The sequence below is a fragment of the Streptomyces sp. NPDC051183 genome (assembly GCF_040682455.1).
In the GTDB taxonomy this organism is placed as follows: Bacteria; Actinomycetota; Actinomycetes; order Streptomycetales; family Streptomycetaceae; genus Streptomyces.
The window spans coordinates 57,561-72,190 of the sequence record NZ_JBFBBA010000024.1 but is presented as its reverse complement, the minus strand read 5'-3'; the positions used below and the strand labels follow the sequence as shown (position 1 = coordinate 72,190).

The window sequence follows — 14,630 nt, the reverse complement described above, 5'->3', positions numbered from 1 at the left end:
AGGCGTCCGCCGCATCGGGCAGCCTTTCGACATCACCGAAAGCCACTCCACGACAAAGCCCCAGGTCAGCGACCTGGGGCTGGTTTGTCGTCCAGACCTCTCATGGTGTGCGTGCCATTCGCGTGTCATAACTCCCCCATCGGGAAGTCGGATTGCTGCCACACCACCGCGCCGCGTCCGCACCGCCCTCCGCTCACACGGCGCCCGCGCCTCCTAGGCGCCCGCCGATCGCAGTCGGCGGCGCCCGTGGGCTCGGGCGCTTGCAGCGGTCGGCTGCTACGGCGCGATCTCGAACTGAGGCGGTTGGAGCCCTGCGAGGCACTTGGTGTCCGGGTCTTCCGGGCGGGCGAAGAAGGAAGTGGTGATCGTCTGCGCGCACCGCGAGTCGGCGAAGACGACGTGGGCGACGTAGGGGACCGTGACGACGTGGGAGCGGCTCAGCGTGCGGGCGACATACGGCCCGCTGCTCGGCGCGGTCTGGGCGTCGAATCCGCCGGACAGGGCGAGCGTCGGGATGTCGCTGTACGTCACGTCCCGGATCGAGCGCGGCGCCGGGGGGATGTCCCAGGCACGGCAGTCGTCGTGCAGCCAGGCGAGCAGCGGGGCATTGGCCAGCACAGAGTCGGGAAACGTCGGGAACAGCCGCCTGCCTGCCCGGAGCACGTCGGCCTCACTCTCGTACGGTGTCCACTGGCTGCAGAAGAGGCCGAAGGTGAGACCGTGGGAGACCCTCCCGATGGCCTGCGGGCTGAACTTTCCGCCCGCCCACTGCTCGGCGATCCGCTGCGGGTTGCCGTGGGCCAGTTCGTCGATGGAGCGGGGCACCCCGGCCGCGAGGTGGCTGGCGAAGGTCAGCCAGGTCACCAGGACTCCGCCGTCCAGTACGACCTTCACCGGCTCGGGCTGGCCCGGGACCGTGACGGTGGTGGTGACCGGACGGGCTTCGAGCTCACTGACGAGGCGCTCGAAGGTAGCCTTGAGGTTCGGATAGCGGGTGTTGCAGGCGGGCTGGTCCGCGCAGGCCTTGAAGATGCCGTCGAAGCCCTCGCGCGCGGCTTTCCAGGTCACCGCCCCGCCTCCCAGGGAGGGCGGCAGGATGCCGTCGATGCCGACCGACCGGAGGCCCTTCGGCTGCAGGCGCATGTACTGGAGGGCCAGGTCGGTGCCGTAGGAGATGCCGAACAGGTTCCACTGCTTGACGCCGAGTGTCTTGCGCAGGCCGTCGTAGTCGGCGACGCTCTCGGTGTCGTTGTAGGCGCTGAGGTCGGCCCCGCGGCTCACCAGCTCGTCGCGGCACTTCCGCGTCTCCTCTACGTGCAGACGCCCGGTGGACGGCGCACCGAAGACGAGGTCCAGGGCGCGCACGTTGAACAGGTCGACGTTCGGGCAGGTGAGCTGCGGGTCGGCCGAGTACGTGCCGCGCTGGGACATGAAGATCACGTCCCGGTCGCGGTTCAGGCCGCCGGCGAGCGCCATCGGGATCTCGGAGACCGCGTCGTCGCCGGGCCCGCCGGCGAGCCACACGATCGGGTCGGGCGCCGGTCTGCTCGTGACCGCGGGGATGATCGCGACGGCGAGGGTGATCTTCTTTCCCTTGTCTTTGTGCCGCGAGCGCTTCTCGGGGACGGTGAGCGTTCCGCAGCGGGCGCGCTCCAGGTCGGGCATCGGGTCCGCCGTCCTCGGGCAGGGGCCCGGCTCGTAGCGGGCGTCGCCCACCTTGCGGGCGACCGTGCCGAGGGGGTCTGCGCCGGTCCCGGCTCGTGCGGGTACCGCCGCGAGACCGAGGGCGAGGGCGGTGGCCGTGACCCCGGCAAGCGTGGCCGGGAGTCCGCGCGAGGCGCCTCGGTGCCGGGGCGGGTTGAAAGACATCACTGGCGCTCCAGGTCGGGGATGACCGTGAACGGTTTCGGTTCGAGTCCTGCCACGCACCCGGTGTCGGGGGCGGTTGGAAGCGCGAGGAACGAAGCCAGGACGCTTTGGGCGCACGGCGACTGCAGGATCACCCCGTGGCCGATCCCGGGAATCTGCACGGCGGTCGAGCGGGGCAGCGTGCGGCCCGTGAACTGCCCCCAGCTCGCCCCGGTCTTCATGTCGAACGTCCCGGAGACGATGAGCGTCGGCACCTTGCTGTGCGTGGCCACGCGCGTGAGGGCGGTGCGGTCCGGGACGTCCCAGGCGCGGCAGATGTCGTGCTGGAAGTTCAGCTGCGGCGGCTGGGCCAGCACCGTGTCCGGCCATCCGGGGAAGGCCCGGCGTCCGGCCTTCAGCACGTCGCGCTCCGAGAAGCCCGGCACCCACTCGGCGCAGGCCACCGAGTTCGTCAACCCGTGGGCGAACACTCCGATGACGGGCGTCGCGCTGCCGGCGCGGGCGCGAGCGAGGCGGTCCGGGTTTCCCTCGGCGAGTTCGTAGAGCGCCGCGGGGAAGTCGACGGCGGCCAGGGCGCCTCCGTCGGTGACCAGCACGTTGAACAGCGTGCCCCCGTCGAGGACCACCTTCACGGGGTCCGCTCCCCCCGGCCGCTCCACCGTCACCGTCAGGGGGTTCGCCTCAAGCCGCCGGACCTGCTCCGTCAGCGTGCCCGGGAGGTCGGGGTAGCGGCGCTTGCATTCGGGCTGTGCCGCGCACGCGTCGAAGATCGCTTCGATCCCCTCCCGGGCGCTGTCCCAGGCCCAGGGCAGGCTCACGATCTGCGGAGGTACGACCGAGTCGAGCGTCACCGTGCGGATGCCCTTGGGGTGCAGGCGCAGGTAGGTGAGGGCCAGCTCGGTGCCGTAGGAGTATCCGTAGACGTTCCACCGGTGGATTCCCAGGGCCTGGCGCAGGGCGGCGAAGTCCGCGGCGTTCTCGATGGTGTTGTAGGCGCTCAGGTCGATGCCTTCGGCCGCCAGACGGTCCCGGCACTCCTTGGCGGCACGCACCTGGAGCCGCCCGGTCGAGGGCGCGTCCCAGGGCAGCCCCACGGCGTCCGCGTTGAACCGGTCGATCTCCGGGCAGGCGAGGCTCGGCTGTGAGTGGAGCGTGCCGCGCTGGTTCATGATGATCAGTTCACGATGCCGGTTCACGCCGGCGTCGAGCAGGTACGGGATGGCCCCGAACGCGTTGTCGCCGGGCCCCCCGTCCATGAAGACCACCGGGTCCTCGGTCGGCTTCGCCGTCGTGGCCGGAATGATGGCAACAGGCAGCTTGATGGTCCGTCCGCCGTGGTGAGCCCGGTTCTCGGGCACCTCCAGGAACCCGCACCGTCCGGGGATCGGCTCAGGCGCCGCCGGGCAGGGACCGGGCACGAACCGCGCCGGCTCTCCCGGGCGGGGCCCGGTGAGGGGGAGGGCCGCGGCACTGCCCGCTGTCGGGCCGACTACGCCGAGGAACGCCAGACCGGCCGCGGCGAGCGCCGCCCCGGTGGGTGACCGCCGGAGGCCTCGCGGTGCGTACCAGCGCTGCGCCCTCCTCCGTACGGACCTGCCGCTCTCGCGAGCGAACGGTGGGCGGCCCGTTCTGATGCCGTGTTTCGCCATGTGATCCCGTCTCTCTGACCGCCTCGGCGTGCCGAGGCTGACGACGATGCTGGGCGGCTCCGCCGGTCCCCGTACGCTTCAGGCGGCGGCGACCGCGTAGGCCAGTCTTTGTTCGTGGTCAGACGCCTGCCACTCGTGAGCGCCACTCGGAGCAGCCCTCGTCTCCTGCTCACGAGCCCGTCCCCGTGCGACTGTGGTGCACCGTCAGCCGAGGCTCGCCTCCCGTCCTTGTGCGCTCCCACCGGCCACCCGGTAACGTTGATTACGTACGTGCCGGTGGCGGAGCACAGCTTCTGTCATCGGGATTCGGGCCACGGGGAGGCTGAGACCCTCCCGTCCTGGCGGCCCACGGCAGACGCCGACCGGCACCAGCGTCACGCTTCCCGCGGCGCTGCCGAATCGACGGTGTGCAGCGCGTCGCGGGCCTCGGGTGGGAACCGTTCACCATCACCCCGAAGTGACCGGGAGAACCAGATGACACGCCCGCACATTCCCCGGCTGCGCGCCAGGTCGGTCGCGGCGGCAACCGGAATCCTTGTCACCGGCCTCCTCGCCGCGCCCGCGAGTGCGCACGGGGAGACGCCCGGAGGAGCGAGCGGCACAGTCGCCCGCACCGTGGGCGACGCCCGCTACGAGCCGGGCCCCTGCCCGAGGACGCCGGAGCCGATCCCCGAGCTGGAGAACGCCCGGTGCGGCACGCTCACCGTGCCCGAGAACCGCGCCGAGGCGGACAGCCGGGAGATCACCCTGGGTGTCGCGATCGTGCCGGCGGTCGCGGACGATCCGAAACCCGATCCGACCGTGATGCTCGTCGGCGGGCCCGGCAACGACGCCGTCAGCCAGGCGAAGATGGCCGTCGACGGCGGCCTGAACCGCGACCGGGACGTGGTCCTCATGTCCCAGCGGGGCACCTACTCTGCCCAACCGGAGCTCACCTGCCGCAATATCGACGAGTTCGAGGCACGAGCCGTCGGCCTCGTCTACAACGCTCCGTCCACCGCGCGCGAGCACCTCGCGGCCATCAAGAGCTGCCGCGACCAACTGGTAGGCCGCGCCGACCTCAGCGCCTACAACGACATCGAGAGCGCATCCGACTACGCCGACCTGCGCCGCGCACTGGACATCCCGCAATGGAACGTGTACGGCATCTCCTACGGCACCGACCTGGCGCTCCAGTACATGCGCGACCACCCGGAGGGGATCCGCTCTGTCGGCCTCGACGGCGTCCTGCCACCGTCCAAGGCAGGATTCGCGCTGGCCTGGAGCAGCGCCCGGCAAGGCATCGACGGCCTGTTCAAGGCCTGCGCGGAGCAGCAGGAATGCAACGACCGCTACCCGAACCTGTCGGCCACCTTCGAAAGAATGGTCCGTCAGCTCACCGCCAAGCCGGTCACCACCACCGTCACGACCCCCGGCAGCCCTGACCCGGTGAAGGTCGTCCTGGACGGCGGAGCGCTGATGAACTGGATGACCACCGCCACCCACATGGCTCCCGGCGTCCCCCGCTCCCTCGACGAACTGGCCCACGGCAACCCGCAGCGGGTCGCTGAGCAGTGGGCGGCCAGCAGGGTCACCCCGGAGATCTTCGGCCGGATCTCCCACGGCCTCGAGTACGGCGTGTTCTGCAGCGAGTGGGTGCCGTACGAGACAGAGGCGGAGTCCATGCGCGGTGCGGAGGCGGCCTTCCCCACCCTCCCCCGCTCGGTACTGGCCCAGGCCCCCCAACTCACCTTCATCCGCCAGGACTGCGCCGTCTGGGACATCCCCGCGGCCCCGCGTCAGGTCCGGGACGTCACCAGCAGTGACATCCCCACCCTCGTCATGTCGGGCGGAATCGACTCCCAGACCGGTGCCGAGAGCGGCACGTACGTGGCCCGCACCCTGCCCGGGGCCACCGTCGTCACCATCCCGTACAGCCCCCACGTCGTCCTCGCCACGTCGAAGTGCGCCCAATCCATCGCCGCCTCCTTCTTCACCACCCCGACTGCCCCGGACACCGGCTGCATCAAGGACGTAGAGCCCCCGAAATTCGAGATCGGCCCTTGATCCGACGTCGTACCAGGTAGAGGTCGTACCAGGTAGAGAGGGAAGGTGGTTCACGTGAATCGGTTGGCGTCTTTGTGCACCGCCGGGGCCGCCGTGGTCGCGGTTGCGCTGGCAGGCATCCCGAGCTCTCAGGCACACGCGGCCGGCGACGACCGCGAGAAGCGCAGCGCAGGAGTTCTCCAGGAACTGGTGCCTTCTTCGGACGGCCCGGGCTGTGCTGCGGCAGTCGGCAGCCGGGGCAACGTCGTCTGGGAGGCGGGGAGGGGGAAGGCAGACCTGGCGACCGGGCGAGCCATCACGCCGACGACGGTTTTCGACATGGCGTCCAATTCCAAACAGTTCACGGCAGACGCCATCCTTCTGCTGGCCGGGCGGAACCAACTCGCGCTGACCGACCCCCTGTCCAAGTACCTCGACGACCCGCCCGCCTGGGCGAGCGACGTCACGATGGGCGACCTGATGCACCACACCAGCGGCATCACCGACTACCAGGATCTGCTGGAGGCCAAGGGCATCGGACTGACGGATCCGGCCGGCCAGAAGGAAGCGATCGCGGCCATCCTCGCCTCGCAGCCGGAAACTCCCCCAGGGAAGAGCTTCTCCTACTCCAACTCCAACTACGTCCTCCTGGCGCATGTCGCGGAGAGGGTCACGGGCAAGCCGTTCCCGGCCTTCCTCCAACAGGAGTTCTTCGCCCCGCTTCGCCTGCGCATGACCCTGTCCCCGGCGGCGGACGTTCCCGGCAAGGCGAAGTCGTACGACGAGAAGGACGGCTCGTTCACCGTCAACTCCTCCCCTTGGAAGCAGTACGGAGACGGCTCCATCCAAACCACTCCTGGGGAGTTCGTCCGCTGGGCCGACAACTACCGCACTGGCCGTGTCGGTGGACCCGAGCTGCTCACCGGAGTCACGGAGGGAGCGGTGAGTGTGGGTGACGTCCTGCGCCCGCGCGGCATCGACGAAGGGTGGTACGGGGCCGGAATCCTCCTCCTCCCGGACAAGAGCCTGGTGCACCGCGGCGACTGGGAGCAATTCCACAGCACCTTCAAGGTGAGCCCTGACCGCAGTACGGCCGTCACCGTCGTGTGCAACACGGAAGCACCCGACAACTTCAGTGCGGCAAACCAGTTGCTGGACATCTGGACCACATGATGCGGAGGGGCATGCCGCTCCCGGACCAGCGCGCTGCCATGAGGCATCCAGACGCCCGGTTCCATCCGCGCCGGAGGCCGCGTCAGCGGCTGCGGGAGTTGCAGACGCGCATGGCCAGCGGCATGAAGACGGCTGCGATGCCCGCGGCCCAGATCAGCGACCACATGACGGACGAGCCGACCGGAGTGCTCGTGAAGGTGATCGGGAAGATGATCGTGAAGGCAAAGACCTGCACCTTCTCGCCGTCGCCCGCCAGCATGCCGATTCAGGACCGCGGTCCAGGAGGCGGCGGCGAAGGTCAGGAGCAGGGGCGTCGCGCCGAGGAAGCCGAGGGTGCTTCGGGTGAGCGTGAACCCGAGCAGGTGCCGAGGCCGATCAACAACAGCGTCGTACCGGCTTTCGAGGTCCTCGCGGGCGCCGCCCTGGGCATGCCGCTCCCCCGGCGCACCCTGGAGGAGTGGGAGCGGGCGCAGTCACCGGACGGCTCGTTCTACGGGATGCCGCTCGTGACGGGGATGCTGCATCTCGCCCTGACCCGGGCGGCCCCGGACCACCCGGTGACCCGACGGTGCCGCGAGGATCTGGGCGTCACCTGCCCGCCATCTGAATCGGCACTCACGCTGCGGTCTGCACTGGCGATCGCCGCCGACCATGTACGCATCGGTGCAATTGGTGCGACCCGGATTCTCCCCGCGGGCATTTTCGCAGGTCAAGGACTGTGCGCCAACCCCAAGTGCCGGGTGATTCCCACGCTTATAGCGCGGGTTCGATTCCCGTCATCCGCTCCACGACAAAGCCCCAGGCCAGCGACCTGGGGGCTTGTCTGTTGCCCAGATGTACCGAGGCCCGCGCGCCATTCGCGCGCCCCAACTGCCCTAACAGGTCGTCGGACTGAGGGCCCAGCCAGCCAGTTTCCGCAGGTCGGCGTCATGGGGGCGACGACTTCAAGAAGATCCCCTCGCGGGCGACCCATCCTCCTTGCACCCGTACGCGTGGGAACCATCTACGGCATGAACGGCCCAGAACTCGCTGGTGACGTCCAGGGCGAGCGCCTGGTCGGCATGGCCGCGAATCAGTACGTGGAGCGTGTCGAAGGCGCGCCGGGCGGTCAGCCGGAAGGCCTCCAGGAAGGGCTCCAGAGCGATCCCCTGCTCCGCCCCGAACTCCTCGCCCTCGGACCCCGCCGCCGAGTCCCGGACGCCAATCGTCCTGATCCACGGCGCCGGCTACAGCTCGGCGATGTGGTACCCCAACACCCCCGGGCTCAGCCTCGACCGCCCCGTCTACGCCCTGGACACCCCCGGCGACGCGGGCCGCAGCATCCACCGCGAACCCATGTGGCAGCCCGAGCGCGCCGCCCAGTGGATGGACGAGGCCCTCGATGCACTCGGCCTCGACCGGGTCCACCTCGTCGGCTCCTCATACGGCGGCTGGCTCGTGCTCAACCAGGCGCACCTGCGTCCCGGACGGCTCGCCTCGGTCACCGCCCTCGACCCCGGCGGCCTGGAGAAGGTGGGCCTGCGTTTCTTCGCCTGGGTCTTCGTCAGCCTGTTCGCCGCCCTCGCGCCGAAGGCGCTGCGACCGCGCCTCGCCGCCTGGCTCGATCAGCCGGTGCTCGCCATCCCCGAGATGCGCAAGTGGATCCAGCTCGGCGCCCGTGCATACCGGATCCGCCGCCCCGCACCGCTGCCGCTGGCCGAGGAGGAGCTGCGGTCCATCCGGACTCCCCTCTACCTGATCATGGGCAGGCACAGCTTGCTGGTACACCCCAAGCGGCAGCTGGAGCGCGTACCGCGCCTCGTCCCCGGAGCCCGCGCCGAGATCATCTACGCGACCGGGCACGGCCCGCAGATCGACCACCCGGACGTGGTCAACGCCCGGATGCTGTCCTTCATGGAGGACGTCGACTCCGTCGACGCTGCGGCGGTCGACGCGCAGGACTGCTGACGGGAGAAACTGCGCCGGGGCCGGCCACTCCGTGCCACAACCTGCCAGTAGGGGCGGTAAGCAGCGGCAAACACGAGGTCCGCAGAAGCAGCCGGAACAAGGAAACCGGCGTCCATTTTCGCTGGTCAGAGGCTGTGCACTCACCCAAGTGCCGGGTGATTCCCAAGCTTATGGCGCGGGTTCGATTCCCGTCATCCGCTCTTGCAAGAAGGCCCAGGTCACAGACCTGGGCCTTCGTCATTGTCTAGACCTGGTCAAGAGCCCCGCACCACTTGCGCACCACTTGGTCCCCGCGCGACCTGTTCGGCGGCCTTCTCGCGGGCCACTCGCACCATGTCGTACAGCCCGTCGGCGACCTCCTTCTGACGCTCACGATCCCGAACGTCCTACGCCGGAACGGTGCCCCCTTCTCCCCCACGAAGGCCCGTCGGGGGCCTTCTCCACGTACCACTCGACGTGGTGCCGCAGCTCCTCGCGGAGGAACTCAGGCAGAACGATGATCCGCTTCCCGCTTCCGACCGGCCCGACCTCGCGGAGCGGCTCCTGCCGCTCCGGCCAGCCGACCGCCGCCGCATGACCGCTGATCAGAAGGGGGTAGCAGGCTACGCGCTGGAAGCGCACATCCACTGCCTGGTGAGGTCGATAAGGTGACGAGATGTCTACGCTGCCGCGCATTCTCCTGCTGTCCGGAAGCCTACGGGCTGGTTCGTCCAACGAGGCGGTGCTGCGCACTGCGCAAGCAGTAGCCCCCTCGCAGGTGCGCACGGACATGTACAAGGGGCTGGCAACGCTTCCGCATTTCAACCCCGACCACGACACCGATCCGCTGCCCGCTCCCGTGGCGGAGCTACGGGCGGCGATCGGCGAGGCGGCCGCGGTGTTGATCTGCACTCCGGAGTACGCGGGCACTCTGCCCGGCTCGTTCAAGAACCTGCTCGACTGGACGGTCGGCGGCACCGAGATCTCCGACAAGCCCGTGGCCTGGGTGAACGCCGCCTCCCCCGGTCGTGGTCAGGGTGCGGAGGCCACGCTGCGCCTCGTACTCGGCTACACCGGAGCCGCCATCGTGGAATCGGCCTGCGCCAGGATTCCGGTGGCCTCTCAGACAGTCCGCGCGGACGGACTCATATCCGATCCGGGTGTGCGCGAGCAGATAGGCGAGGTGCTCGCCCTACTGGCACAGGCTCACGAACAAGTGGCGGATCTCGACCGGGCCTAGCGTCCATCACCGCGCACCCTGGCCTGCCGACCGTCAGCCGGCAACGGTGAACTGGCCCGTGCCCACCACCTTGAGGAGAGCGAGGCGTTCGGCGGTGTCGCTGCCGACGGGCGGGGTGTACAGGACCACACGCTGATCTCCCTCCGGGGCGAGCAGCACCTGGCAGTCCAACTCCACCGGGCCGATCAGCGGGTGCAGGACACGCATGCGCGAGGCCCGGCGTACGGAAACCTCGTGCAGCTCCCACAGGGCGGCGAACTCCTCGCCGGCCTCGTTCAGCCGTTGCACCAGGCGGGTCGCGGCCGGGTCGCCGGCGCGTCGGCCCACGGCCGCCCGCAGGTCGGCCACGTGGAGCCGGCTGTAGTACTCGTGCTCCTCCGGCGGGTACGCGGTGCGCTGGGACGGGTCGGCGAACCAGCGCCAGACCACGTTGCGGCCGTGCTCGGACACCGTGCACACGCCGCCCAGCAATGCCACGGCCATCGCGTTCTGTGCCAGGACGTCACCGAGATCGCTGATCACCTGCACCGGCGTGCCCTCCAGCTGGTCCAGCAGGTGCAGCAGTCCCGGGCTGACGTGGTCGCCCGAGGTGCGGGCTGCGGGCGGGCGGCGGCCGGCGAGGAGGTGGAGGTGGTCGCGTTCGTCGTCGGACAGGCGCAGGGCGCGGGCCAGGGCGGCGAGCATCTCCGGCGAGGGCTGCGGGCCGCGGGCCTGTTCGAGGCGGATGTAGTAGTCGGCGGACATGCCCGCGAGCTGGGCGACCTCCTCGCGGCGCAGGCCCGGCGTACGCCGCCGGGGGCCGACGGGCAGACCCGCGTCCTGGGGCCGGACCCGGTCGCGCGAGCGGCGCAAAAAGTCGGCGAGTGCCTCACGGTCGATCTTCATGCCGTCATCCTGCCGGACGGTCCGCGGACTCAACCAGGGACTGCCGATCCCAGGGTGCGGAGGGCTCTCCCGGCCGTTGCCGGACGGCGGCACTGTGGGTCTGGCCGGAGCACGAACGCCCCGGCCGACAACGGAGTTGAGGAGCAGTCCATGGCCACGGTCACCGTCAACGGCGCACAGGTCCACTACGAGAAGACCGGCTCGGGCCCCGCCCTCGTGCTGGTCCACGGCACCGGATCGGCTGGCGCCGCCGTCAACTGGGGCCAGACCACACCCCGGTTCACCCCGCATCACACGGTGATCACCCCCGACCTGTCCGGCACCGAGGCGACCGTCGACGACGGCGCCCCGCTGACCGCCGAGAGCCTCGCCGCCCAGGTCATCGCCGTCATAGAGGACGCGGCGGACGGGCCCGTCGACCTGCTGGGCTTCTCGATGGGCTCCACCGTCGCGGCCACCGTCGCCGCCCTCCGCCCCGACCTGGTGCGGCGCCTGATCCTGGTCGCCGGTTGGGCCCACACCGACAGCGACGAGTACCTGCGCAGCCTCTTCACCCTCTGGCAGGACCTCGGCCACTCCGACCCCGCCTCCTTCGGCCGCGCGGTGGCGATGACCGGCTTCAGCCGCGGTTTCCTCAACTCCATCGGCCGCGAGGCCTTCGAGGCCCTCATCCCCAACATTCCGCCCACCGCCGGCACCCTGCGCCACATCGCCTACGACCTCCGGGTGGACATCCGGCCCCTGCTGCCCCTCATCGAGGCCCCCACCCTCGTGATCGGAGGCACCCAGGACATCACCGTCCCGGTCGAGCACAGCCGCGCCCTCCACGCCGCGATCGCGGACAGCTCCTACGCCGAGATCGACGCGGGTCACGTCATGTTCTTCGAGCAAGAGGACGTCTTCACCAAGCTCGTCACCCAGTTCATCGAGGACCCCGCCACGACCGACGCGTGAGCGGAGACCGGCCCACAACACCCTCGCGTGTCTCGATCGGACTCGCCTACAACGATCCCGTCGAGAAGGGGGAGACGGCGAGGTGCAACGATGAACCGGCCGCCTGCGACCCGCGCCTGGACATCGACTTCACCCCGCTGCGCGGCGCCGACCTGGCGACCGGAGGCTTCTCACAGGCCGCGTGAGCTCCGTGTCCCGGCTTCCGCGCTGCGGCACAGCGGAACCCGGGGCCCAGGCCCTCCGCGCCCAGGAACGTTCGAAAGCCCGCGCCCTTCATGCCTCCACAGGATTCTGATCGTCCTGCGCCTGCGCCTGCGCCTGCGCCTGCGCCCAGGTGATCGCCCATTCGTCGAGCGGTCGGAGGGCCTGACCGAGTGCTGTCCCCAGCCGGGTGAGCTCGTGGCCATCGGCTGAAGGGGCGATGATCCCGCTTGAGGTGAGTTCGCGAAGCCGCTGGTAGAGGACGCTGGACGACAGCCCTTCGCACCGTGCCAGCAGCACGCGGGCTCCGAGCGGACCCGCACGCAGTTCCCAGAGAATGCGCAGCGCCCACCGACGGCCGAACAGGTCCATCGCGGCCATGAGGGGACGACCGGTCGTCGATCCACGAACCGGTCTTCCTGGGCGCGGTGTCGACACAACCCTCCTTGTGTTTCGTTATTCGAAACACAAGCATCCACCCCGGCGTTTCTGATTTCGAAACAAACTCGACGGGAGAGCCGATGTCGCGGATAGCCCTGCTGGAACCGCCGTGCACCGACCAGGCCGGCGCGCTGCTCGCGCGCATGATGCCCGGGGACGCCCCGCCGATCGGGCGTTCCACATGTTCGCCGGAAACCTCCCGATGGCCGGCGCCATACACGGGTCGCTACGAGTTGGGCAGCCGGCTGACGTCTCTGGACGGAGGTCGTCATGCATAGGCTTGTTGTCCTGTACTCCGAGCCCGCGGACCCTGACCACTTCCGCGACTACTACGTGACCAACCACCTTCCGCTGGTCAAGAATTGGCCCGGCCCGCTTGCGTGGCGCTACAGCTTCGACGTGGCGGCGGCCGAGGGAGAAGCGCCGTATTTCGCGGTCTTCGAAGCCGACTTCGCTGACGCCATCGCCATGGATGCGGGGCTGAAGTCGCCACACGGCCAGCGGCTGGCCGCCGATGTCGCCAACTACGCCACCGGCGGTGCGGTCATCATCCACTACCCGGTACAGGACGGCACCGGCTGAGGCAGGCCGGGATGCTCCGGGACGCGTTCGGTCGGCCGCTTGAGGCCAGGTCCGGCTAGCGGCGGACGCCGTTGGCGGTTGCCGGTTCGTTGAGCGTCAAAGGTGGGCTGATGTCCTGGCCGGATGTCACGGTGGTTGATGCGTCCGTGCGGCGCGACGGCCGGGGGCGGTAGCCCCACGGCCATCACTGACGACGACCCGGCGGCGACGCGCGCACCGCTCACGGAAGTGCGGCGGAAGTACGTCGGGCCGTACCTGCCGATCGGTGGGTACGGCCCGCATCCGGAACGGTTGCGGCAGCAGTTCGGGGGTGATCCGGCGCTTCCGGGCCCGCGGGCCGTGGCAGCCCAGCGTGGCGCCGTAGAAGACCATCCTGCGGGGCATGGCCCGCGAGGCGACCCGGCCAGCCGGCCCGCACCCGCAGCCCCCAGGGAGAACGCCCCTCATGCACGCGACCTCCGGCACCACCTCTGATGAGGCATCGCTCCAGAAGGTGCCGGTGGAAGCGACCGGCTCGTCGTACTGGCTCGTCACCGGCCACGACCACGTCCGGGCCGCGCTCGTCGACAGCCGGCTGACCGTGGACAGGTCGTACTCCGGAACCGGTTACAGCGGCTTCCGGCTGCCGCAACCGCTCGACGGCAATCTCCTGGGCCGCGACGGAGCCGACCACGCCCGGTTGCGCCGCTTCGCCGCCCCGGCCTTCACCGCCCGTTCCGTCAAGGGACTGCACCACCGGGTGGAGGCCACCGTCCGGCACCTGCTCCTCGGCCTGACGGGCAGACAGCGGGCCGACCTCGTGGCCGAGTTCGCGGTCCCGCTGCCACTGACCATCGTCGCCGACCTCCTCGGTATACCCTCAGCTGGCCGGCCCGCGCTGACGCGGTGGACCCGGACCATGCTCACGTACACCCGGCGCGAGGACCTCGCCGCGGCCGTCGCAGGCGTCCACCGCCTGCTCACCACTCTGATCAGCCGACGCCACCTCCAGGGGCACGACCTGCTGTCCTGCTGGATCCGAGCCCGCAAGGCGGGCGGCCTGATCAGTGAAGCCGAACTCACCGCCCTGGCCTTCCAGATCTGGTGGGACGGCATCGAGAACGTCACCCACGCCATCAGCCGGGGCACCCTGCTCCTGCTCACCCACCCCGACCAGGCCCGGCGCCTGCGCGACCACCCCGAACTGATGGCCGCCGCCGTGGAGAACGTACTGAGCCGCACCACCCCCGCCGCCGCAGCCGCGCCACGCTTCGCGCGCGATGACCTCTCCCTCGCCGGTACGGACCTACGGGCCGGCGAGACCGTCATGCTCAGCCTCGCCACCGCCCAGCACACCCCGAACCGCTCCCCCGCCCCCGAACGTTTCGAGCCCACCCGCGCCCCGAGCCCCCACCTCGCCTTCGGCCACGGCCCGCACCACTGCCTCGGCGCCACGCTCGCCCGCGCCCAACTCCGCGCCGCCTTCACCGAGCTCCTCCGCCTGCCCCGCCTCGAGCTCGCGGTACCCGAACGAGACCTGAGCCGGCGGACGTCGCTGCGACTGCACGCGCCGCACCGACTCCCGGTGAACCTCTGAAACCCCGTCCCGCTGCGCGACCTCCTCGGGCGGGGACGCGCTCACAGGCCAGGTGAAAGATCACCACCTGTGGCCTGCCGGCCGCGGCCCTCTCCGGCACCGGCATGCC

General features: G+C 70.2%; 13 protein-coding genes. 8 read left to right on the top strand and 5 right to left on the bottom strand.

Annotation, left to right across the window (positions count from 1 at the left end; genetic code table 11):
* Window positions 1-276 precede the first annotated feature (276 nt).
* Together AB0M99_RS21805 and AB0M99_RS21800 are read right to left on the bottom strand one after the other, a co-directional pair.
* On the bottom strand, window positions 277-1,869 hold the full coding sequence (locus AB0M99_RS21805; protein ID WP_365922812.1) for an alpha/beta hydrolase: 1,593 nt from the start codon (window positions 1,867-1,869) through the stop codon (window positions 277-279).
* Window positions 1,869-3,227 (bottom strand): alpha/beta fold hydrolase, encoded by a 1,359-nt coding sequence (locus tag AB0M99_RS21800; protein WP_365922810.1) that lies wholly within the window; start codon window positions 3,225-3,227, stop codon window positions 1,869-1,871. Before AB0M99_RS21800 ends, AB0M99_RS21805 begins: the two co-directional genes overlap by 1 nt.
* 765 nt (window positions 3,228-3,992) lie before the next feature.
* On the opposite strand from AB0M99_RS21800, the gene AB0M99_RS21795 reads away from it, so the two are divergent.
* Window positions 3,993-5,564, top strand: a complete 1,572-nt coding sequence (locus tag AB0M99_RS21795) for an alpha/beta hydrolase (protein ID WP_365922808.1) — start codon at window positions 3,993-3,995, stop codon at window positions 5,562-5,564.
* Between the two features lie 45 nt (window positions 5,565-5,609).
* A complete protein-coding gene (locus AB0M99_RS21790) occupies window positions 5,610-6,716 on the top strand; it encodes a serine hydrolase domain-containing protein (protein WP_365922806.1) in 1,107 nt (368 codons plus the stop codon).
* Between the two features lie 82 nt (window positions 6,717-6,798).
* On the opposite strand, the gene AB0M99_RS21785 is transcribed toward AB0M99_RS21790, so the two are convergent.
* Complete coding sequence (locus AB0M99_RS21785) at window positions 6,799-6,975, bottom strand: hypothetical protein (protein ID WP_365922804.1); 177 nt, start codon at window positions 6,973-6,975, stop codon at window positions 6,799-6,801.
* 884 nt (window positions 6,976-7,859) lie between these two features.
* On the opposite strand from AB0M99_RS21785, the gene AB0M99_RS21780 reads away from it, so the two are divergent.
* Together AB0M99_RS21780 and AB0M99_RS21775 are read left to right on the top strand one after the other, a co-directional pair.
* Window positions 7,860-8,663: an alpha/beta hydrolase gene (locus tag AB0M99_RS21780; RefSeq protein WP_365922913.1), complete on the top strand. Its 804-nt coding sequence runs from the start codon at window positions 7,860-7,862 to the stop codon at window positions 8,661-8,663.
* 655 nt (window positions 8,664-9,318) lie between these two features.
* Window positions 9,319-9,882, top strand: coding sequence for an NADPH-dependent FMN reductase (locus tag AB0M99_RS21775; protein WP_365922802.1), 564 nt, complete (start codon window positions 9,319-9,321; stop codon window positions 9,880-9,882).
* 33 nt (window positions 9,883-9,915) lie between these two features.
* Here the strand turns inward: AB0M99_RS21775 and AB0M99_RS21770 are convergent, their stop codons facing one another.
* Window positions 9,916-10,767, bottom strand: a complete 852-nt coding sequence (locus AB0M99_RS21770) for a helix-turn-helix transcriptional regulator (protein ID WP_365922800.1) — start codon at window positions 10,765-10,767, stop codon at window positions 9,916-9,918.
* 150 nt (window positions 10,768-10,917) lie between these two features.
* On the opposite strand from AB0M99_RS21770, the gene AB0M99_RS21765 reads away from it, so the two are divergent.
* Together AB0M99_RS21765 and AB0M99_RS21760 are read left to right on the top strand one after the other, a co-directional pair.
* Complete coding sequence (locus AB0M99_RS21765; RefSeq protein ID WP_365922798.1) at window positions 10,918-11,721, top strand: alpha/beta hydrolase; 804 nt, start codon at window positions 10,918-10,920, stop codon at window positions 11,719-11,721.
* A complete protein-coding gene (locus AB0M99_RS21760; RefSeq protein WP_365922796.1) occupies window positions 11,718-11,906 on the top strand; it encodes a hypothetical protein in 189 nt (62 codons plus the stop codon). The genes AB0M99_RS21765 and AB0M99_RS21760 overlap by 4 nt, the downstream gene beginning before the upstream one ends.
* Before the next feature lie 88 nt (window positions 11,907-11,994).
* Here the strand turns inward: AB0M99_RS21760 and AB0M99_RS21755 are convergent, their stop codons facing one another.
* Entirely contained in the window at window positions 11,995-12,303 is a 309-nt protein-coding gene (locus AB0M99_RS21755; protein WP_365922793.1) for a winged helix-turn-helix transcriptional regulator, read from the bottom strand.
* A 330-nt stretch (window positions 12,304-12,633) separates the two neighbouring features.
* Between AB0M99_RS21755 and AB0M99_RS21750 the strand changes: the two genes are divergently transcribed.
* Together AB0M99_RS21750 and AB0M99_RS21745 are read left to right on the top strand one after the other, a co-directional pair.
* Complete coding sequence (locus AB0M99_RS21750) at window positions 12,634-12,945, top strand: EthD family reductase (RefSeq protein ID WP_365922791.1); 312 nt, start codon at window positions 12,634-12,636, stop codon at window positions 12,943-12,945.
* Between the two features lie 445 nt (window positions 12,946-13,390).
* Window positions 13,391-14,521, top strand: a complete 1,131-nt coding sequence (locus AB0M99_RS21745; protein ID WP_365922789.1) for a cytochrome P450 — start codon at window positions 13,391-13,393, stop codon at window positions 14,519-14,521.
* Window positions 14,522-14,630: the final 109 nt, after the last annotated feature.